This window comes from Thermococcus sp. 2319x1 (genome assembly GCF_001484685.1).
Lineage (GTDB): Archaea > Methanobacteriota_B > Thermococci > Thermococcales > Thermococcaceae > Thermococcus_A.
Genome location: NZ_CP012200.1, coordinates 1,448,920 through 1,467,694 on the forward strand (window position 1 = coordinate 1,448,920; position 18,775 = coordinate 1,467,694).

General features: G+C 45.5%; 26 protein-coding genes and 3 pseudogenes. 14 read left to right on the forward strand and 15 right to left on the reverse strand.

Going from position 1 to position 18,775, the window contains the following annotated elements; all coding sequences use genetic code 11:
• Positions 1–8: 8 nt before the first annotated feature.
• Both fbp and ADU37_RS08160 read right to left on the reverse strand, forming a co-directional pair.
• Positions 9–1,133 carry a fructose-1,6-bisphosphate aldolase/phosphatase gene (gene fbp, locus ADU37_RS08155; protein ID WP_058947127.1) on the reverse strand — a complete coding sequence of 375 codons (1,125 nt, stop codon included), beginning with the start codon at positions 1,131–1,133 and terminating at the stop codon, positions 9–11.
• A gap of 110 nt (positions 1,134–1,243) precedes the next feature.
• The gene (locus ADU37_RS08160) at positions 1,244–1,483 is read right to left on the reverse strand and encodes a hypothetical protein (RefSeq protein WP_004068029.1); all 240 of its coding nucleotides are present in this window, start codon (positions 1,481–1,483) and stop codon (positions 1,244–1,246) included.
• A 114-nt stretch (positions 1,484–1,597) separates the two neighbouring features.
• Here ADU37_RS08160 and ADU37_RS08165 point away from each other — a divergent pair.
• Positions 1,598–1,998, forward strand: a pseudogene (locus tag ADU37_RS08165) (NifB/NifX family molybdenum-iron cluster-binding protein).
• Between the two features lie 214 nt (positions 1,999–2,212).
• Here the strand turns inward: ADU37_RS08165 and ADU37_RS08170 are convergent.
• Positions 2,213–2,623: a SufD family Fe-S cluster assembly protein gene (locus ADU37_RS08170; protein WP_058947128.1), complete on the reverse strand. Its 411-nt coding sequence runs from the start codon at positions 2,621–2,623 to the stop codon at positions 2,213–2,215.
• 29 nt (positions 2,624–2,652) lie between these two features.
• Here ADU37_RS08170 and ADU37_RS08175 point away from each other — a divergent pair, with 29 nt between their 5' ends.
• The gene (locus tag ADU37_RS08175) at positions 2,653–3,039 is read left to right on the forward strand and encodes a hypothetical protein (RefSeq protein WP_394325711.1); all 387 of its coding nucleotides are present in this window, start codon (positions 2,653–2,655) and stop codon (positions 3,037–3,039) included.
• Between the two features lie 42 nt (positions 3,040–3,081).
• Here ADU37_RS08175 and ADU37_RS08180 read toward each other — a convergent pair whose 3' ends face one another.
• Positions 3,082–3,972, reverse strand: coding sequence for a cation diffusion facilitator family transporter (locus tag ADU37_RS08180; RefSeq protein WP_058947129.1), 891 nt, complete (start codon positions 3,970–3,972; stop codon positions 3,082–3,084).
• A 112-nt stretch (positions 3,973–4,084) separates the two neighbouring features.
• Here ADU37_RS08180 and ADU37_RS08185 point away from each other — a divergent pair, with 112 nt between their 5' ends.
• The gene (locus ADU37_RS08185) at positions 4,085–4,501 is read left to right on the forward strand and encodes an OsmC family protein (RefSeq protein ID WP_058947130.1); all 417 of its coding nucleotides are present in this window, start codon (positions 4,085–4,087) and stop codon (positions 4,499–4,501) included.
• On the opposite strand, the gene ADU37_RS08190 is transcribed toward ADU37_RS08185, so the two are convergent.
• On the reverse strand, positions 4,498–5,115 hold the full coding sequence (locus ADU37_RS08190; protein WP_144433238.1) for an arsenic resistance protein: 618 nt from the start codon (positions 5,113–5,115) through the stop codon (positions 4,498–4,500). The genes ADU37_RS08185 and ADU37_RS08190 overlap by 4 nt on opposite strands.
• On the opposite strand from ADU37_RS08190, the gene ADU37_RS08195 reads away from it, so the two are divergent.
• Complete coding sequence (locus tag ADU37_RS08195) at positions 5,087–5,344, forward strand: helix-turn-helix domain-containing protein (RefSeq protein WP_238981941.1); 258 nt, start codon at positions 5,087–5,089, stop codon at positions 5,342–5,344. The genes ADU37_RS08190 and ADU37_RS08195 overlap by 29 nt on opposite strands.
• Here ADU37_RS08195 and ADU37_RS08200 read toward each other — a convergent pair.
• The gene (locus ADU37_RS08200; RefSeq protein ID WP_058947132.1) at positions 5,334–5,783 is read right to left on the reverse strand and encodes an arsenate reductase ArsC; all 450 of its coding nucleotides are present in this window, start codon (positions 5,781–5,783) and stop codon (positions 5,334–5,336) included. The two genes, ADU37_RS08195 and ADU37_RS08200, sit on opposite strands and share 11 nt — an antisense overlap.
• A 158-nt stretch (positions 5,784–5,941) precedes the next feature.
• Here ADU37_RS08200 and arsB point away from each other — a divergent pair, with 158 nt between their 5' ends.
• On the forward strand, positions 5,942–7,039 hold the full coding sequence (gene arsB / locus ADU37_RS08205) for an ACR3 family arsenite efflux transporter (protein WP_058947133.1): 1,098 nt from the start codon (positions 5,942–5,944) through the stop codon (positions 7,037–7,039).
• A gap of 76 nt (positions 7,040–7,115) precedes the next feature.
• Positions 7,116–7,706 (forward strand): SagB/ThcOx family dehydrogenase, encoded by a 591-nt coding sequence (locus ADU37_RS08210; protein ID WP_058947134.1) that lies wholly within the window; start codon positions 7,116–7,118, stop codon positions 7,704–7,706.
• Here ADU37_RS08210 and ADU37_RS08215 read toward each other — a convergent pair.
• The 3 genes from ADU37_RS08215 to ADU37_RS08225 are packed head-to-tail and all read right to left on the reverse strand — an operon-like array spanning position 7,703 to position 10,868.
• Positions 7,703–8,059, reverse strand: coding sequence for a hypothetical protein (locus ADU37_RS08215; protein WP_238981942.1), 357 nt, complete (start codon positions 8,057–8,059; stop codon positions 7,703–7,705). The two genes, ADU37_RS08210 and ADU37_RS08215, sit on opposite strands and share 4 nt — an antisense overlap.
• Positions 8,060–8,119: 60 nt before the next feature.
• Positions 8,120–8,425: a thioredoxin family protein gene (locus ADU37_RS08220; protein WP_058947136.1), complete on the reverse strand. Its 306-nt coding sequence runs from the start codon at positions 8,423–8,425 to the stop codon at positions 8,120–8,122.
• A 43-nt stretch (positions 8,426–8,468) separates the two neighbouring features.
• The gene (locus tag ADU37_RS08225; protein ID WP_058947137.1) at positions 8,469–10,868 is read right to left on the reverse strand and encodes a heavy metal translocating P-type ATPase; all 2,400 of its coding nucleotides are present in this window, start codon (positions 10,866–10,868) and stop codon (positions 8,469–8,471) included.
• A 118-nt stretch (positions 10,869–10,986) separates the two neighbouring features.
• Here ADU37_RS08225 and ADU37_RS08230 point away from each other — a divergent pair, with 118 nt between their 5' ends.
• On the forward strand, positions 10,987–11,607 hold the full coding sequence (locus tag ADU37_RS08230; RefSeq protein WP_058947138.1) for a TRASH domain-containing protein: 621 nt from the start codon (positions 10,987–10,989) through the stop codon (positions 11,605–11,607).
• A 221-nt stretch (positions 11,608–11,828) separates the two neighbouring features.
• Here ADU37_RS08230 and ADU37_RS08235 read toward each other — a convergent pair whose 3' ends face one another.
• A complete protein-coding gene (locus ADU37_RS08235) occupies positions 11,829–12,149 on the reverse strand; it encodes a hypothetical protein (protein ID WP_058947139.1) in 321 nt (106 codons plus the stop codon).
• A 215-nt stretch (positions 12,150–12,364) separates the two neighbouring features.
• On the opposite strand from ADU37_RS08235, the gene ADU37_RS08240 reads away from it, so the two are divergent.
• Positions 12,365–12,907: a class I SAM-dependent methyltransferase gene (locus ADU37_RS08240; protein WP_058947140.1), complete on the forward strand. Its 543-nt coding sequence runs from the start codon at positions 12,365–12,367 to the stop codon at positions 12,905–12,907.
• 5 nt (positions 12,908–12,912) lie between these two features.
• Here ADU37_RS08240 and ADU37_RS08245 read toward each other — a convergent pair whose 3' ends face one another.
• Positions 12,913–13,200 (reverse strand): SHOCT domain-containing protein, encoded by a 288-nt coding sequence (locus tag ADU37_RS08245; RefSeq protein ID WP_082663041.1) that lies wholly within the window; start codon positions 13,198–13,200, stop codon positions 12,913–12,915.
• Positions 13,201–13,372: 172 nt separating this feature from the next.
• On the opposite strand from ADU37_RS08245, the gene ADU37_RS11330 reads away from it, so the two are divergent.
• The 6 genes from ADU37_RS11330 to ADU37_RS08275 all read left to right on the forward strand — a co-directional run bounded on the left by ADU37_RS11330 (position 13,373) and on the right by ADU37_RS08275 (position 16,957).
• Positions 13,373–13,741 carry an FAD-dependent oxidoreductase gene (locus ADU37_RS11330; RefSeq protein WP_238981943.1) on the forward strand — a complete coding sequence of 123 codons (369 nt, stop codon included), beginning with the start codon at positions 13,373–13,375 and terminating at the stop codon, positions 13,739–13,741.
• Complete coding sequence (locus tag ADU37_RS11080; RefSeq protein ID WP_058947141.1) at positions 13,729–14,043, forward strand: DUF6775 family putative metallopeptidase; 315 nt, start codon at positions 13,729–13,731, stop codon at positions 14,041–14,043. The genes ADU37_RS11330 and ADU37_RS11080 overlap by 13 nt, the downstream gene beginning before the upstream one ends.
• A 512-nt stretch (positions 14,044–14,555) precedes the next feature.
• Complete coding sequence (locus tag ADU37_RS08260; protein ID WP_058947142.1) at positions 14,556–14,780, forward strand: hypothetical protein; 225 nt, start codon at positions 14,556–14,558, stop codon at positions 14,778–14,780.
• Positions 14,781–14,793: 13 nt separating this feature from the next.
• Positions 14,794–15,237 (forward strand): hypothetical protein, encoded by a 444-nt coding sequence (locus ADU37_RS08265; protein ID WP_058947143.1) that lies wholly within the window; start codon positions 14,794–14,796, stop codon positions 15,235–15,237.
• Positions 15,237–16,040: an ABC transporter permease gene (locus tag ADU37_RS08270; protein ID WP_058947144.1), complete on the forward strand. Its 804-nt coding sequence runs from the start codon at positions 15,237–15,239 to the stop codon at positions 16,038–16,040. Before ADU37_RS08265 ends, ADU37_RS08270 begins: the two co-directional genes overlap by 1 nt.
• Before the next feature lie 11 nt (positions 16,041–16,051).
• Positions 16,052–16,957, forward strand: a complete 906-nt coding sequence (locus ADU37_RS08275; protein ID WP_058947145.1) for an ABC transporter ATP-binding protein — start codon at positions 16,052–16,054, stop codon at positions 16,955–16,957.
• 18 nt (positions 16,958–16,975) lie between these two features.
• Here the strand turns inward: ADU37_RS08275 and ADU37_RS11535 are convergent.
• The 4 genes and pseudogenes from ADU37_RS11535 to ADU37_RS08285 form a co-directional block, all read right to left on the reverse strand.
• Positions 16,976–17,152 (reverse strand): annotated as a pseudogene (locus ADU37_RS11535) (IS982 family transposase); the annotation flags it as partial.
• Positions 17,152–17,259 (reverse strand): annotated as a pseudogene (locus ADU37_RS11340) (IS982 family transposase); the annotation flags it as partial. The pseudogenes ADU37_RS11535 and ADU37_RS11340, both read right to left, overlap by 1 nt.
• A gap of 138 nt (positions 17,260–17,397) precedes the next feature.
• Positions 17,398–17,646 carry a hypothetical protein gene (locus tag ADU37_RS08280; RefSeq protein ID WP_144433242.1) on the reverse strand — a complete coding sequence of 83 codons (249 nt, stop codon included), beginning with the start codon at positions 17,644–17,646 and terminating at the stop codon, positions 17,398–17,400.
• 281 nt (positions 17,647–17,927) lie between these two features.
• Positions 17,928–18,665: a hypothetical protein gene (locus tag ADU37_RS08285; protein ID WP_058947147.1), complete on the reverse strand. Its 738-nt coding sequence runs from the start codon at positions 18,663–18,665 to the stop codon at positions 17,928–17,930.
• Positions 18,666–18,775: the final 110 nt, after the last annotated feature.

Genomic DNA, 18,775 nt, shown 5'->3' on the forward strand with positions numbered 1-18,775 from the left:
AAAGAGCATCAGACCGACTCAAATCTGTCCTTAAGCTTCTCTAAAACACTTGGCAAAGTTGTGTATTCCATCTCCTCAAGCGGGAGGCGGTGAGGTTCAAAGGGTCCATGTCTCCTTATGTAATCTGCAATCTCCAATGCCTTCTTTCTTGCCTCATCAAATGCCACATCCTCAAAGAGGTCAACCGGACCTATCAGCTTTCCATCCTTGTTGATCTGCCATCCCAACGCTACAGCCCTTGGGGGTCCATCAAATCTTGATGGGGTTGCATATTTAAGCGGGACAGGCATTATTGGGCCGTTGTGAGAACCTCTCATCCATCCGCTTACGAGGTGCGGGAAGGCAAAGGGCTCCAAGACTTCTCCAAGGGCAGGAAGACCGCTTTGAGCCCTTACTATTGCCACTGGATCGTCTTTTCCCACGTATTCGCCGGCAATTTCGTAAAGCTTTTCGGTGCTTACAACGGCAACCGGCTCATCTTCGGGAAGCTTGTGTCCCTTCTTGGGATAGACCCGTTTTATTACGTATCTAGACTTCGCACCTATCAGCGCCAAAATGTCGTACATTTCTTCAGGAGAGCTCATAATAACCCTCTTGTGCTCCTTTATGTCCCATATCTCAAATCTAAAGCCCATGTGCATGTGAGGATCAATGACCAAACCAGCGGTGTTGAAGGGATCGGCAAACATCCTAAAAATCGGCAGGTTGAACGCTCCCGGCTCCGTTTTATCCATGTGGAATGTAACGATGGGCTCGCTTTTTCTTAGGGTAATCTCCATCTCGGCCACTCCTGGCCCCATTCCCCTAACGTTCCCACTGAAGGCATCCTTAAGCAAATCCTGACCGGCCCCATAGAGACCGAGCTCCTTTGCTATCTCAGTTGCTTCTTTAAACACGTTCCAAGCTAGACCGTGTATTTTCTCACTGTCTACTCCATGTTTATGCGTCATGATAAGCTGCAAATCATCACCGCAGTACGTGGCGTAGAAATCAATTATTATCCCTTCCTCTTTTGCCTTACCCAAAAGCTCGTTGGCCTTCTCGATAAGGGCTGGATGAACCTTGCAGTGTCCCGGCCATCCCCCAATATCAGCCTTTATCACGCTGATGGTTATCTTTTCTCCAACTGCCACGTGACATCACCAATAATACGTTCACTTTCGGTCTTATAAAATTTTACCACTATAAAATATATCACTCCCAATGATACCAAAGAAGAAAAAGAGAAGAAAAAGCAAAAAGTTCAGCAGATATCAGTCCAGCCGAATTCCTCTTTTGCGACCTTTATAAGTTCTTTAAGCTCCTCTTTCTTGATGTTAACACTGCTTACAGCGCCCACAAGGGCTATAATACCATGAACCTCTTCCTGCACCTGAATGACATCGTCACTTATCTTTGTAACCTTAAGCTCCCTTCTGGCAACTTCCTCCTCCGTAATCCTAAACTTATCCTCCCCAATTTTTACGTGCTTTATCTCGGTCATGGACATCCCTCAAATAATGTACGCTCTCAAATCTGATAAGCTTTCCTATTGTGATTTCTGTGCATATGCACAAAGTTTATATGTTGCAAATTTCATCCATTTTTGGTGATGTAAATGAGAATCGCAATTCCAGCTGAGGATAACAGGGGCTTAGAAAGCAACGTAAGCAGACACTTTGGAAGGGCTAAGTATTTTGTTTTTGTGGATGTTGAAGAGGGAAAAACAGAGAACGCAGAGGTTGTTGAAGTACCCTTCGACGAGCATAGGCCGGGGATTTGCCAAACTTTGTGAAAGACCACGGTGGTAGTGTAGTTCTAGCTTACGGAATGGGGAGGAAAGCAATAGACTACTTCAACCAGCTTGGCATCGAAGTTGTTACCGGAGCTTATGGAAAGATCAAGGATGTTGTTGAGGCATTTATCCGCCAAGTTCTTGAAGTAGACCGCTACTGGAAAGAGAAGACAGAACGGGAAAAAGAGCACAAAGGGGAATGTGGAGAGTCTGAATGTAAATGATCACTTTTTAAGACACTCTGACTCTTCCTCTTCCATTTTAATAATTTTTGAAAGAACATATTCTAAGGCCCTTAGATCAGAGAGGATTTCTTGGAGTTTTAATTTATTTTATCAGACCATAACCCATTTTAGACTCACCTCATTTTAGTTAACAAGCTGAACAAGAAAATAGCGGTTAAAAATATTTTCATGAAAAGGATTTTTCAGGAGAAGCTCATTCCCTCAGAAGGCCCTTGATTATAAGCTCCGCTGCCTCCTCTTCGCTCAAACCTTTCGCCATTAGCTGCATGAGCTGAGCCTCGTTTATTCTTCCTATCGAAGCCTCGTGGGTGAGTTCAGCTTTATCGTTCTTCACCCTCAGGAGTGGAACCGTTTGGACGTCTGCATTCCCCTTAACTATCTCGTGACACTCTACGTGGCCTTTTGCATAGTCTCCGAGGCTGTAGGCCTCATTTATTACATTTGCCCTCGCGTTGTCAAAAGCCATCACCGTAGTCTTCAGGTTTGCCCGCGAGTGATTTCCATTCAAATACGCAATCTCCCCAACCTCAACAGAATCGTCTTTAACAGCCTTTACCTTGGAAACGAGTTCCGTCACAGCATAATCGTCCAGTTTAACCCTCATTTCAAGCTTGAGTTCTCTGGCACGGTGCTTTGTTAAAGAAAACTTCCCGCTATACCTCCCTTTTCTCCCAACTTTACCTTCGAGTTCCTGCCGACCTTAATGTTGAAGACGACCTTCTGGTAGCCCTCGCTCTTCAGGTAGCTGGTCTTTTTAAGTGTCCCGAGACGGGGCTTATCTTCAATGCTGATTTAGTTGGAGCTTTCAATATTTTGAAGAAAGCTGTAAAAACCATAACCCCGAACCTGCCGGGCTTGACGGCAGGTAGGGGTAATTGGCCGAAGACCCGGCCGGAGGGGTTTAGGGAACCTTTAAAAGGGTTTCCGATGGGGACCCCTCAAACCTTCCCCTCATTGGCGAGGGAGTTAAGTCGAACCCTCGCCGTTCACGGCGGGAAGGAGGTCAGGAGGCTCTCGTGAACCTTATCGTCAAGCCCACCTCTGGACGTTGGGACTACTACCCTAATCACCTTTCCCACCGCAGATTGCCTTTTTGTCCTTGCATCTCCCTGTCTCAAGCTGAACAGTCACGTGGGCTATCCCGAAACGCTTAAGCCTCCCCTCAATCTCGTCTATAACCCCTTGGGCCTCGCTTATCGGCATGTCATTAACCTCGACATGGCACTCAAAGTGGATTTCCTTCTCCCCTATACGCCAGGCGTGGAAGTGGTGCGCATTCTTAACACCGGGGATGCTCTCAATTTCGTGTTTTATCTCCTCAAAATTTAGATTTGGTGAAGCCTCCATGAGCACCTCAACGCTCTCCTTTAATATTTCATAACCCTCGCGGAGGATGTAGAGGGAGATAAGAACCGTTACAATTGAGTCTATCCAGAGGACGTTCCACTTTATTATGGCGATTCCGCCTGTAACAACGGCGACTGAAGAGAGCGTGTCGCTCAATAGATGGAGATAGGCAGAGCGGACGTTCATGCTCTCGTGAGCATGTTCGTGGAGCAGAAGAACCGAGATTAGGTTGGCAAAAAGACCGATTAGGGCAACGCCGAGCATAAGCGGGCCGTCTATAGGTTCGGGATTCTTGAAGCGCTTGTAAGCTTCAACAAGGAGGAAGAGGGCAACGCCAACGAGAACGGCGGAGTTAACAAAGGCCACCAAAATCTCGGCCCTCTTGTAGCCGAAGGTGTACTTCTCGTTCTTCTCCCTCTCACCGATCTTTATGGCCAGATAGCTCGCGAGGATGCTCATTGAATCGCTGAAGTTGTGGAGGGAGTCGCTGAGGAGGGCTAAACTTCCGGAGAGAAGGCCGCCGATGATCTCAGCTATGGTTATCGTCATGTTAAGGGCGAAGGAAAACAGCATTCTGCCCTTGAGCTCACCATGGTGATGTTCCATTATCACTCCCCTTTTCAACTCTCGAGTGACAATATAAAAGACTTTCGAACGTTAAGATTTGTATGGAAAAAGGCTTTATTTGAAAGAGCGTCCATTTTGAAACGGTGGTATTATGGAGCGTCTTGAGTATTCAGCCCATCTCAAATGGGACGGCAACGTGGGAAGTGAAGCGAAGGTGAGAGGGTTTTCATTCAGCATAGACACGAACACCGATGGTCATAACAAGGGACCAAACCCTACGGAGTACCTCTTAGCGGCAATAGGCGGCTGTTTAACCGTCAACTGGGGGAGGTTAATCAAGAGGATGCGCCTCGACGTTAGGGAGATGGAGATAACCGTTTCGGGATGGAGGGACAGGGAGGAGCCCCAGCTTAGGGAGATAACCTACAGGGTTAGGGTGGTTACCAGTGAGCCGGAGAAGAAGATAATGCGCGTTAAGGAGTTAGCGGAGAAGTACGGAACGGTTTTCAACACCGTTGGGGCGGAAAAGATAAAGGGGGAGGTGGAGATAGTAAAGCCAGCGGACTAAAGGACCTCCGCTTTGCTTTTCTCATTGAGTTCAAAGCAGGCCTCAAAGAGACACCTTATCCTCCCCGCGAGCTTGAGGTAGAGGATGAGAAAGATTATCTGGAATATGGGGAGAGTTGCTGCTGGAACGGCCACGAGGGGCTGGAAGGCGAGCGTGGCTATAGCTATGGCCGTTCCGTTGTTTTTCCCGACGCTGAGGAACGCTATTCCCATGTGCTCCCCATAACTCATGCCCAGAGCCCTGTCCAGCCACGTTATAAGCGCGAGCATGATGAGCATGTAAACGGTGTTCACAACGGTCAGCTCAACGATGAGAGTCCATTTGCTCAGCAGGAGCTGGGCCTTCATGAAGAATATCAGTCCCACGAGGAGAAGCATGGTCGTCATCGTCGTTGCCCCAAGGAGAGGCTTTAATTGGAGGAACCTCTCCTCGCCGAGTTTTCTCGTGAGGAGCCTCCTCGTAAGGTCTCCAAGGAACATCGGGAGAATGAGGACAATGAAAATCGTTCTCAGAAGCAGTAAGAAAGGAACAGGGACGCTGTAGGCACTTCCGAGGAGCTTTATCCACAGGGGGAGCATGACCGGAATGAGGAGGAAATTAACGCCGAGCGCCACCGTGGCAACCTCAAAGGGGACGAACGAGATCTATGGGGCACTCCAGGAGAAGGGGCTAAACATGCCCCGCTCAACGCTCTACTACCACCTTTCAGCCCTTGAGGACGCGGGAATAATCGAGATGGCAGGGTATAGAGAAGAAGGTGGCGGTGCACCGGAGAAGCTCTGGAAGCTGAAGGTCAGAAAAATTGGAATAGACTTGGTTACGGGAGAAGTATTCAAAGAGTGAAAAGGCTCTTCCTACCTATTATCTCCTCCCTCCTCTTTCCGGCCTTCAAGTCCTCGATGAGCTTTAAAACACGGCGCTTTATCTCGTCCCTCACCTCGCGGTACTTCTCCATTGGCTGACCGTAGGGATCTTCAAGCCCCCAGTCCCACGTCTTTTCAGGCGGAGCGTAGGGGCACTTGTCAAGACAGCCCATCGTAATGACGATGTAGGCTTTATCGGCCATTTCCTCGGTGTAAAGCTTTGGGTACTGACCTTCGAGAGAAATTCCAATCTCTTCCATAACTTTCCTCGCTAAAGGATCTATCTCCCCAGCTGGCTCCGTCCCGGCGCTCATTGCTTTAAACCTTGGGTCGTCGTTGAAGTGGTTGAAGAAAGCCTCTGCCATCTGGCTCCTTGCGGAGTTTTTCACGCAGACGAAGAGGATGAGCTTTTCTTCCATTTCGCCCTCCCCCAATGGGGTTAGAAAGCCATTTTAAATATCTTTCCGCAATAATCTATAGAGATCAATGTAGATGAAGTGTACTTCATTTGAGCCTTCACCTTTGGTTTTAAAAAGACTTTTATTTGAAAACTCCTTCAATCAGGTGGGTGTAGAGAATGGGCGAGAAAAAAGGGTTGAACTTTTTCGAAAAGTACCTCTCGGTATGGGTGGCGCTCTGCATAATAGCTGGCATAGCCATCGGAAAACTCATCCCAGCACTTCCTGAGGCGCTCTCAAAGTTCACCATAGCTAACGTTAACATGCCCATAGCGGTCTTGATCTGGGCGATGATTTACCCTATGATGGTCAAGGTGGACTTTTCAGCTATAAGGCGCGTTCATAAGGGTCAGATGCTCAAAGGTCTAACCGTCACTTGGGTGACCAACTGGCTAATAAAGCCCTTCAGCATGTTCCTCATAAGCTCCTTCTTCATAGGGACGCTCTTCTCCCTCAAGATGGGCATCATCGAGCCGTCGCTCGCTAAGGAGTACATAGCCGGCGCAATACTCCTCGGTGCTGCCCCGTGCACGGCGATGGTCTTTGTATGGAGCTACTTAGCTGACGGGGACCCGCTCTACACACTCGTGCAGGTTGCAACGAATGACCTCATAATCCTCTTCGCCTTTGCCCCGATAGTCGGCTTCCTCATGGGCCTCAATGAGGTTCCCGTTCCATACGACACGCTCCTCCTCTCGGTGATTCTCTTCGTAGTCATCCCGCTGACTGCCGGCTACTTCTCGAGGAGACACATCCTCAAAACGAAGGGCCCGGAGTGGTTCGAGCGCGAGTTCCTTCCAAAGCTTAACAGCATTTCAATAGTTGGCCTCCTTCTCACGCTGATACTCCTCTTCTCCTTCCAGGGGAAGATAATCCTTGAGAACCCTCTCCACATAGTCCTCATAGCGATTCCACTGACGATACAGACGTACTTCATCTTTGCAATAGCCTATGGCTGGAGCTGGCTCTGGAAGCTCCCGCACAAGGTCGCAGCTCCGGCTTCCTTCATAGGAGCAAGCAACTTCTTTGAGCTGGCCGTGGCGGTCGCCATAGCCCTCTTCGGCCTCGAAAGCGGAGCTGCTTTGGCCACGGTTGTGGGTGTTTTGGAGGAAGTGCCCATAATGCTGAGCCTCGTGTGGATAGCCAACAAGACAAGAGGCCTGTTCACGGCGAAATTCGAGGCGGGAAGTGCAGCACCGGTAATTGCAGAGGAATAGCGTTTTTCCCTGCTTTTTCACTTTGACACCAAAACCTTAATCAGTGAAGACACCCTCATCAATTTTGGGATGCGCCATGAGGGTTGAACTTCCCGCCCCAAGGCTTAAGGGAGAAATGAGCGTCGAGGAAGCGATAAACCTAAGGAAGAGCGTGAGGAGGTACAAGGATAAGCCGCTGACCCTTGAAGAGGTGTCCCAGATACTCTGGGCCGCTTATGGAATAAACGCCTGGGGTAAAAGGACTTCTCCAAGCGCCGGCGCCTGCTACCCCTTTGAGGTCTATGTGGCGGTTTCAAACGTGGAGGGCCTTAAGCCCGGTCTCTATCACTACGATGGGAAAACTCACAGCTTAGAGCTCGTGAGAGAAGGCAACCTAAACAAGCCCTTAGCAAAAGCATGCCTCAATCAACGGCACGTAGAAACAGCTCCGATAAACATCGTCATAGTGGCACACTACGAGAGGACGACGGGGAGATACGGGGAGAGAGGATACAGGTACGTGCACATAGATTCCGGCCATATGGGGCAGAACATCTACCTTCAGGCCACTGCTTTAGGGCTAGGCACAGTTGCCGTTGGGGCCTTTAGAGACGAAGAAGTCAAAAAAGTAATTGATGTGCACGGAGAGCCTTTATACATCTTCCCCGTTGGGGTTCCAGAAGGTTAGAGCTCGCTAGCCTCGTAAATAACTACATCTCCTTTCTCTTCAATCAACTTCGCCTCATACCTTTTTACTTCGCCGTTGGTGTTTACTTCCATAATCACTTTCTTAGGAGAGAGCTTCTCCCCTGTGGTGAATTCTTTTGTCTCTATTGCCTGTGTAAAGAAGTCCCCACTTCGTTCAAACTTAAAAACAAGCACCTCTCCTTCAAGTTCATATCCCTTGTAAACTGCGCCACCCATCTTGAAGGTAGCCCTTAGGGTTATGTATCTTCCCTCTTCTTGAGACCCTATGACGTAAACTCCTACCAGCAAACCCAACAAAATTGCTACCCCAATAACTTTTTTCACGTCCCTCACCCAATATACTCTCGTTTCGAAAATATAAAAGGATTTTGAAAGCTTCAAATTGATTCAAAGCTAAGTCTCACGAAGTTCTTCAAACTTAATGAGAACCTCCTCTTTGGTTCTTATGAGATTTTGCCTTGTGAGCTCTTTCCCATCTTTGAGGTAAACGAGTGTAGGAACATTCAGAATGCCGAACCTCTCAACCAGCTCGCCCCACTTCCCAGCGTCCACGTGAATAATAGTTATCCCCTTAAACTCCTCGCCGAGCTCTTCCATAAAACCCTCCACCAGCCTGCATGGAGGGCAACCCGGAATTGAAAACCACAGCACAACTTTTCCCCTGCTGAAATCTATCTTCCCATCATATTCCTCGATCATACCCACACCACCACTATTTTGCTTTCAAAAGATAAAAGGGTTGTCAAATCCTAACACGCTTGAGCATGAGGGAGTTCATAACCACGCTCACACTGCTCAAACTCATGGCTCCAGCCGCCCACTCGGGTTTAAAAGTTACACCAAAGAGCACAAATGCGAGCCCCGCCGCGAAAGGAATGAGTACCGTGTTGTAAAACATTGCCCAGAATATGTTCTGCTTTATCTTTGATATTGTCTTCTGGCTGAGCTTTATGGCCTTCACAACGTCCCTTGGATCGTTCTTAACCAAAACTATGTCTCCACTCTCCATGGCTATATCGGTTGCGTTTCCAACCGCTATTCCCACATCAGCCTGCGCCAGAGCCGGAGCATCGTTTATTCCATCGCCGACAAAGATTACAATTTCCCCCCTCTCCTGGAGCTTCTTGACCTCGTTGGCCTTATCTCCTGGCAAAACCTCAGCTAAAATGTAGTCCACTCCAAGGGCCTTTCCTATTGCCTCTGCCGTCCTTCTGTTGTCGCCGGTTATCATGCCTACTTTCTTGCCCATTCTGTGGAGCTCCTCGATAGCTTCTCTGGCGCCTTCCTTTACAGTATCAGCTATGGCTATGATTCCCCCAATCTTACCGTCTATCGCCACCACTACAGCGGTCTTCCCCTCGCTCTCAAGCCTCTGGAGTCTCTCTTCAACGTTCTCAAGGCCTATGCCGTTCTCGACCATGAGCCTTCTGTTTCCGGCCAAGATTTCCTTCCCGCGGACTTTGGCCTTAACGCCCTTGCCTGTTATCGTCTCGAATTCCTCAGGCTCTTCCACCTCGATTCCAAGCTCTTCCACCTTTCTCACGATGGCTTCACCCAGGGGATGCTCGGAGCGCTTTTCTGCAGACGCAGCTAACGATAATAGCTCTTCTTCATTCATATCCAAAGGTATCACATCCGTAACCTCTGGCTTTCCTTTTGTGAGTGTTCCTGTCTTGTCGAAAAGAACGATGGTGGCCTTCCTCGCTATCTCCAATGCCTCACCGTTCTTGATGAGTACTCCAAGCTCGGCCCCCTTGCCTATTCCCACCGTTAAAGCCGTTGGGGTTGCTAAACCAAAGGCGCACGGGCACGCTATAACGAGAACGCTGAGGAGAGTGGTAAAGGCAAACACCAATGGCTTGTTAGCTATGAAGTACCAGTAGGCAAAGGAAAGGAGGGCTATCGTGAGCACCGACGGAATGAAGTACGTCACGACCTTATCGGCCAGTCTCTGCACCGGAGGCTTCGTGTTTTGGGCTTCCTCGACCAGTTTTATTATCTGAGCGAGGAGTGTGTCTCTACCAACTTTTTCCGCCTTAATCTTTAGGACGGAGTTCCTGTTTATGGTCCCGCCTATTACCTTCTCCCCGTTCTTCTTGAGGACCGGAATCGGTTCGCCCGTTATCATTGACTCATCGACGTAGCTTTCCCCTTCCACGACCACTCCATCAACGGGAATCCTTTCACCCGGCTTTACAATAACTACATCCCCAACTTTGACCTCGCTAATCGGAACCTCGATTTCCTTTCCGTCCCTAACAACGGTGGCTTTCTTTGCCTGGAGGCCCATAAGCTTCTTTATGGCCTCGTTTGTTCTCCCTTTGGCCCTCGCCTCAAGAAACCTTCCGAGGAGGAGGAACGCCATAAGAAGAACGCTCGCTTCATAAAAGTTAAACCCCTCTGGAATTATCCCAAATGTGGCCAAAACACTCGTCAAATACGCAGAACCTATGCCCAGAGAGTACATGACCTCCATGTTGAGCGTCTTATGTCTGAGTGAAGAATAGGCCTTCTCGAAAATCCCCCTGCCAGCATAGAGTATAGCTATCGTCGCAAGAAGAAACTGAGCATAGATCAGGTTTTCGATGTGAATCCCAAACCTCTTTAGCTGCATGGAAATAAACAGGAGTACCCCAACACTCCAAGCTACTACAAGGTTGCGCTTCATCTCCCTTATGTGTTTTTCCCTCACTTCCTTCTCTATGTCGTGGGTTTCCTCTCCTTCCACGCCCAGAAACTCGTAGCCGACGCTCTCAACGGCTCTTTTGATGTCTTCAATTGTTACAAGGGCTGGGTTGTATGAAACCCTTGCGCTCTCGGTTGCGAGATTAACATTTACCTCAAAAACACCGGGAAGTTCTTTTATGGCGTTTTCAACGGTTTTAACGCACATCGCGCACGTCATTCCGCCTATCTTTATCACCGCGTCCCTGCGCTCCCTGATGACTTCATATCCAACGTCCTCTATGGCTTTGATGATCTGATTCAAACTAACTTTTGACTCATCAAACTCAACAAAGACCGTCTCGCTGTTCAGGTTGGCCTTTGCGGCTTTAACACCCTCCAGCTCTGCCAGGGCCATCTCTATGGTCTTAACGCACATGGCACATGTCATGCCATTAACTTTAAGAGTGATCCTCACTTCCACCACCCATATTTACTTCGTGAAGGAGCTTATGGGTATTATTCATACCAAAATGTAAATTTTAACCGAATGTTTTTTATATTCTGGCAACAAATACTCACAGGTGGAAGTTGAGATGACCAAATTAGACGATCTGGACCTAAAGCTCATATACCTTTTAATGGATGATGCGAGGCTGAGCATATCGGAGCTGGCCGATAGGCTTGGAATTAGCAGGCCAACGGTGAGAGCAAGGTTGGAGAAGCTCGAGAAGGAGGAAATAATCCAGGGTTACACAATAAAGCTAAATCCCGAACTTCAGAGGGCGCACAACGTGGTGGCCCTTATAGTTAAGACCAAAAACCCCGAGAAAATGGAGGAGTTCGAGGAGATAATCGAGGTAAACCGCTTCACGAGCACGAAGTACCTCATCAAGGTGGCCGTAGAAAATATGGAAGAGCTCAGGAAGGTCATTGAGGGCACTGGCGTGGAGGTCATTGAGGTAATGCCCATCCTTGAGAGCAGGGAAAAGAAGCTCAAACCAAAAATAAAGGTGCCCTTCAAGTGCAACTACTGCGGAAAGGAAATCGTTGGAGAACCGATAGTTTACAAGTACCACAACAAGGTCTACTTCTTCTGCTGTCCCACCTGCTTTAGAGAGTTCAAAAAGGCAAGGGAAAACCTGGAGAAAGTTAAACTATCCAAGGAGCAAAAGGTAGAGAATACCAACGGCCACCGGGATCACCTCCATGGCTAAGTCTCCCCTTCCGCTCATTTTTGAGAGTTTATTGACAGCTTCACCGAGCCTTGCATATCTGCTCCCTTAGTGAGCCCAGAGGAGTCAAAGATGGCCGTGCACGTGAAGGTGGGCCCAAAGAGAAGTCTCCCTCAGAAGTGGGGTAGTAAACAATAACCACGAAAGCACCAACAAAAACGAAATTTTCACGGTGCTGGCCTTCAAAATAAAGGTAAGAGAGGTCAGTGGTCCTCTTCCTCTTCTTCAAAGCCCATGTACCCCTCGCAGGTTTCGTGCATCTCCTTCATTTCTTCCCAGTCAACGCCCATATGCTCCTCCATTTCCTTCTCCATCTCCTCGTGCATCTCCGTGAAGTCTTCATGCTTGTCCATCATTCCATGCATGCCGTAGCCCATCATGCCCATTCCGTGGCCGCTCATCATGCCCCAGCCATTCCAGAAGCTTCCCCTGTCCTCGTCAATCCCGCCTGAGTGGGCCAGACCATATGGGACCGCTATAAGCGCCCCAATTATGAAACCAATTATTAGTGACTTCCAGTCCATCCTCTCATCCTCCCGTTTCTTTTTCCAAGTAACACTATGAGAAGATAATGTTAATAGGTTTATTCTTTCCAACATGACAAGCAGAAAGGCTTTCCTTTTTAGAATGGAAGGGTAAATTTAATCGGAAGTTTGCAGACATAACGAGTAGGTGAGAACGTGGATCCCGCAAAAAATACGACAGATTTGCAAAGCTCTATGATCTGTTTGAGAGCCCTATGGAGATGAAATCCTTTTCAAAATACAGGAAAAGGGCATTGAGTCTCGTTAAGGGCAAAGTCCTTGAGATAGGAGTAGGAACGGGAAAGAACCTCCCTTACTACCCGGAGGACGTGGAAGTGATTGGAATAGACTTCAGCCAGGAGATGCTCAAGAAAGCCGAGGAGAGAAGAAAGAAGCTCGGCCTTGATAACGTTACACTTCTCCACATGGACGCCCAAAGCCTGGAGTTTGAGGACGACACCTTCGACACCATAGTTAGCACGTTCGTCTTCTGCACCGTTCCGGACCTGATTAAAGGACTGAAAGAGACTTACAGAGTTCTAAAACCCGGAGGAAGGGCGGTATTTCTTGAGCATATGAAGAGCGAGTCAAGGCTCCTCAATGTTCCCCTCTACCTCATGGAGCCATTCACAAGGACGCTCCTCGGCACATCAATGCTCAGGGAAACCCAGAAGAACATCGAAAAGGCCGGTTTTAAAATAGAAAGAGTGGAGAACCTGTTTTATGACATTGTAAGGCTGATAGTGGCTACAAAATAGGAGGATCAGCCCCCAAGTATCTTTCTCTTTCTCCGCTCGTATTCTTCGTCGTCTATCTCTCCCTTAGCGTATTTCTCGTCGAGTATTTCAAGGGCGCGCTTTCTTGAGGTTTTGGAACCACTTTCAGCCGCCCACTTGATGAGCCAGACTATACCGAGTATCACCAATACCCAGAAGACCAGCATGAAGAGCATGCCGAACCATCCAAACCAGCCGAATCCCATCATATCGTGCCACCCCCATTCTTCCCCTGCATGAACCAAAAAGTTCCCACCCACGTTTTCAAACATCATTTCTTTCACCAGATACTACTCAATGGTAAAGTTATAGGGTTTATTGGTGACAATATTGAAAATGTTCGCCAGATAACTTCTCAAAATGCAAAAGAATACTCTCATTAGTTATGATGCTCTGCAAGGGCAATGTTTAAAACTTAATTATTAAAGTTTAAAACTCGGTGATAACATGGCCGGAAAGATCCTGGCAAAGGTTAGCGAAAAGGACGTGACCTCAGCTATAGTTGACACTTTCTATGGGATGCTCAAAGAATACACTGAATCGGACGTAATAATAGTAGGAGCCGGACCAAGTGGATTGATGGCGGCAAAGGAGCTTGCAAGAGCTGGCAAGAAAGTGTTGGTCATAGAAAGAAACAATTATCTCGGAGGGGGCTTTTGGATCGGAGGATTCTTAATGAACAAGATAACAGTAAGGGCACCAGCACCCTATTTTCTGGCCTACATAAGAGTGAGGAACCCAAATAAGAGGGAGTTTTACGAGCCCTTCCCAAGGGTCTCACAAAAGGGGTTATCTACGATGGGGTGGAACTGCTAAAATATTTCTCCCGAGACGTTGACACATCTAAGCCGACGGTTTTGATAACAGACAGGCTTATAGCCACGTTCGGAGAGGATGGGCGATATCACCTTAGAATGATTGTAATGGAACCTGCGGCGATAATTTCGCTTAAGGGAATACTCTGTGCCCCAGCAAAGCCCCTCCAATATTATATGATGCACTCATTTGGATTTAATGAGAAAATCGATGTAAAGGTTGACATTTTGCGAGAACGAGTAATGCATGCTCCACAATTGCCATACAACAGAGGAGATAAAGAAAGTGAAAGGGTTGTGTAAAAAACATAGAAAGATGCTCGGGGATAGTGTAAATTTAAGAGGACTATCATAGAATGTGTGAGAAAGGATAACATAAAGTTAATGCTCGTTGTTATGGTTTTAAAATAATGCTTATAATGCTTTTAGAATTAAAGAGGGTTTAAGTTTTTTGAGTACTACCTGAAGTTTTATTAAATTCATTTTCTAGAATTTGTAAAAAGAGGCTCTTTAAATCTTACTTTTTTTAGAAATTTAATAACTTCAAATTTTAACTATAAGTTTACGAAAAGAATAAATATACAGCAACATATAATATTAAACTGGAGGGAGTACCAATGGAAGGGTATATCCCTCCCATCGGAGAGGATCTCGGACACGAACTTGGCAGTGTTGTAGTTGAAGTCGGTGGTCCAGGACCAATATTCACTCAGATTATGCCAGTTCTTTTCGTAGTTATTTGGTCCTTACCGTTAAAAGACAAAATGAGAGGGAATCTATAGCTCTAGCGAAAAAGGTTCGGGAGGTGTTGCTAAATGGCGGTGCATGTTGATAGTACTAACATTGGTAAATATTTGGATAATTTGCTGAATGGAGTTGAATCTGATAAATATTTGCTCACTATGCCTAAAGGCCTTAAATTCAGATTCGAAAATAATGGTAGGATCACTACATTTATATGTTTTTATATAGGCGATAAAGAAATCCATTTCGTTACAATATTAAAAGAAATGTTAAACGATCAAAAATCCAGAAAATAGTGAGGGAGTAGCAATGGTAGATAATTCACTGATGCCCCTTTTAATAGTGTTGACGCCTATCCTCGGGACAGTAACGTTTGTGGCAATAATGATAAAGCGTTATTTGGATAACTACATTCCCCTAAAAGTCATAGTAAGACACAAAGGGGATAAAACTGAGTTAATCATACAGACGAAAAGAAAAACCACGCATATTAACATTGGGAACTTCAGAATCAAAGAGCATCGGGAAGTACTTAGGTGGAGAACCAATGGACTTGGATTTGGGCGATACCGGCTAGGTAAGTACACAGGCAAATACGGTGAGGTAGTTTCCTATGCTATTTCAGATTCTGGCTTGCTTATAGATGACATAGACGGAAAAAGATACTACCTGGCTTTTGACAATATCCACGAAGTCATAGACGCTATACTAGACAATAGCATAAAAGAGAAAGTCATAGAGGTGAGAAAATAATGAGAATTAAGCCGATTGTTGTAAAAGAATTTTGGCAGTATTTTTCGAACAAGAACTTGATTGTGCTCTCGACAAACGCTTTGGTCATACTTGTCATCGGCCTATTGCTGATTATGACTGGACCGCAGTATCTAACCCCATATTCAAAACAAGTGGCTATAAAGCAAATATCAGAGAATCCTTTAGTATTCGGACTCTCCAAGGAAGATGTAACAAGAATGGGTGAGAGTGCAATAACCTTTGCCTCATTGGTATCACAATTGCCGGTTATAATAATATTGACCTCAACCTTAAGTTCTTACGTCTCGATAGTGGCGTCACTATTTCATGAGAGGTTAAATAAAACAATGGAGATTCTCTTTTCGTCTCCTCTCTCTGAATCTGAGATTCTTCTAGGAAAACTGTTGTCTGGATTGCTCTTTAGTCTACTTTCGTGGGGTTCTAATTTTGTGGCAGTTCTCGGCCTTTTGCAGTATCTACATTTAAAGACTCTGGGGAGCATGTGGATCCCAACGAAATACTTTCTTGTTATTGCGGTATTTGTCCCCTTCTCAATGATCTTTCTTTCTACTAGTGTCGGGCTAATAGCTAGTATAAAAATAAAAAGCCCCGAGCTAGTGAACGTCATAAGCTTCCCTTTAGTTTTAGTTCCAATCGTGATATCCTTCATCTCTTACAGAATGAGACTGGAAGGTGCTCTTCAAGTTTATCTGCTCCTAGGGACTGTCTCAATAGTGGCATCACTTATAACTGCAATGTTTGGCAAGCGTGTTATCAACCGCCTAGCATTCATTACAAATTAAGGGGTGATTCCATGCTTGAGGCTGAAAAGATTAGTACAGGTTACGGTAATGGCGATGTGATAAAAAATCTAAGCTTTATCGCAATAAAAAGGGAAATTTATGTATTATTGGGAGCCAATGGTGCAGGTAAAACCACGACATTTAGAGCAATCACCGGTATTTTACCCCTTTCCAAGGGTAGAGTAGTAGTTGATGGAATTGATATTTGGGTGGAACCTGAAAAAGCTAAAAGAAAGATTGGGTATCTGCCGGAGGGGGAGCGAGTTTATCCGGATTTAACTGTCTACAAGAATCTGCGATTTTTCGCCAGAATTTATGATGTTGAAGAAGAGCGGATTAATGAACTTCTAAAAGAATTTGGACTTGAAAAATACAAAAATACAAAAGCCGGATATCTAAGTAGAGGTTTTAGAAAGAGACTCGCTTTGGCGAGAGCATTACTTCATAATCCAGATATTTTAGTTTTGGATGAACCATTTGCCAATTTAGACATTCCAACCGTTTTAAGCTTAAGAGACAAAATTTTTGAGATGCTAAAAGAGGGCAAGACAATTTTATTCTCAACCCATATCCTAAGCGAGCTCCAAAACTTTGAAGGGGTAAAATGCAGGGTTGGAATAATGAAAGAAGGAAGGCTAGTTTTGGAGGAAAGATTGGAGAACCTGCTCAACAGAATCAGCAACATTGAAGTACTGTTTAAAGTCGACAAAAAACAACAGGCAAAAGAACTCCTAGAGAAGTTTGGATACCATGTTAAGGTGGAAAGCATCGGAGTTATCTTGGAAGTTTCTAACTATAGCGAGGAAGTGCCAGCAGTTATGAAGATACTGCTCACCCAGGGGATTAATGTATATGAAGTGAAACCAAAAGAAACCCCAATAGAGAAAGTGTTTACCGAAATGACAAAAGGTGATTAGGTTTAAATACTTCCTCCAGTTCCCACCGCCTGTGAAGTAATCCCTCAACATTCACCGCCAGAATCGCCCCCAGAATTCTAACGGCCGACCCCTAGACTAACACTCCCACTCGGCTTCAGAAGAAACTCAGAAAACCTTGAAAACAAGCCTCCCGCGAAAATCAGACAAGTACTTGTAAAACTTCCTCTCCTCTAGAGGTCGTAGAGGCTGATTACTTCCCTGCGGGTGTTTTTCGGGTAGTGTTTTCTGATTATTGGATAAATCTCGGATTTTATGAGCAGGATTTCCTTCTGGAAGTCCATAACAATCCCCAATCAACCAAAAAATTTAAATGCATATAAATCTAACGACCCGATGGGAACTAGGGTTTTCAATTTGCTCAATATTCCCTCCCTCAATCTTCGTTGTACGTTCAACCCCTATGGGAATTCTTTTGATTTTCACTGCTGCTTCAGACAGCCCTCTTGATGTATAAACACTTTTGGTGGATTAACATTATAGTCAACAATCATGAGAATCGCATCTTCCACTTTTTCTGATGGAATTACATGAAAGTTAACCAGCCCCACGGGTTTTCCTTGGAGCCAGTCGATGTGGAGGGAGTATAACTGGGGTGAGTCTTTAGCGGAAACTCCTTGGCTTTCCGGCACTATAACAAAAACTAAGAATACAATACCAAAAGCCAGCAAGCTTTTCCACTTCATAGTATATAGTCTCCAACAAGTTCTTATATTTGAAGTTATACAATCCATATTTATAAATATTTCTATATATTGGGGCGTGTTGATACTGTTAGGATAAGGATTTATTTGCGAATTCTCGAGAAAGATTGGATGGCTGGAGATTGAAGTGGAGAACTCACAAGGCAATCACGAGAGCGGTATGCTCCAAGCTTGAATACGAGTGGTTCAGACCCCCAAGGCGGTCAGCAAAGGGTGTCCTCCTTACCACTCGGTCAAGCCAGCCCTCATCATCTGAGATTTTCAATGAATTCAATAACTTCTTTGGTTTTATTACTATTTCCGACGAGGAAGATTAATCTTGGATATCCAAATTTTTCAGAGCATTCAAGGTATACTACTTCAGTGGCATTCGATAATAGAATTTTTTTATAAGCTTTCCGCTGAATTGGAATTTTTAATTCCTTAAAGTTTCGAGATTTTAGGTTCTTCTCAATTATATTAAACTTTTCTAAGCAATACCCTCTCTTATTGCTTAAACTCAAAAGAGGCTTTATGAATCCCATAGTTTTGTCTTTCCATATAAAGATTGCTATATGATATGTTCCATTAATACTTCCAATCCAAGAGGCATCATGCTCCTTCGGGACAACGTAGAAGTATGTGTTTATCCATTCTGACGTTTTAGTGGCAGTTTCTGAAGAACGGAGGCTTGGAGGAATTGTTAAATAAGCGGCAGCATAAGGACTTGGTCCAGCTTTTGGTGTTGTTGATGTTAAAATTATCCCAGCTACAAAAAATGTTATTATTGTCGTGATAATTGAAAGTTTCCTATTCTCATGAAAATAAAAAGGAATTAAGGATACTATGAAGGCCGGTAGAATGATAAATAAAAGTAGTGCATATTCTCCAAGAAACTGATCAATCTTAAGAATGTCAAAAAAGATGATTATACAGTACTGAAGAGGAATTGATAAGAATAAAGAAAGGAGAATTAAAAAGATGAGCACCATGGTCTTTCTCGCCATATTATCTCCCCCTAGCTATAGGCATAGACATATGTGGCAATTGCTGTATCCCAATTCCCATATACGAAATAATGTTTCTCTGAGTCCCATGTGTTATGGAAAATTAGATA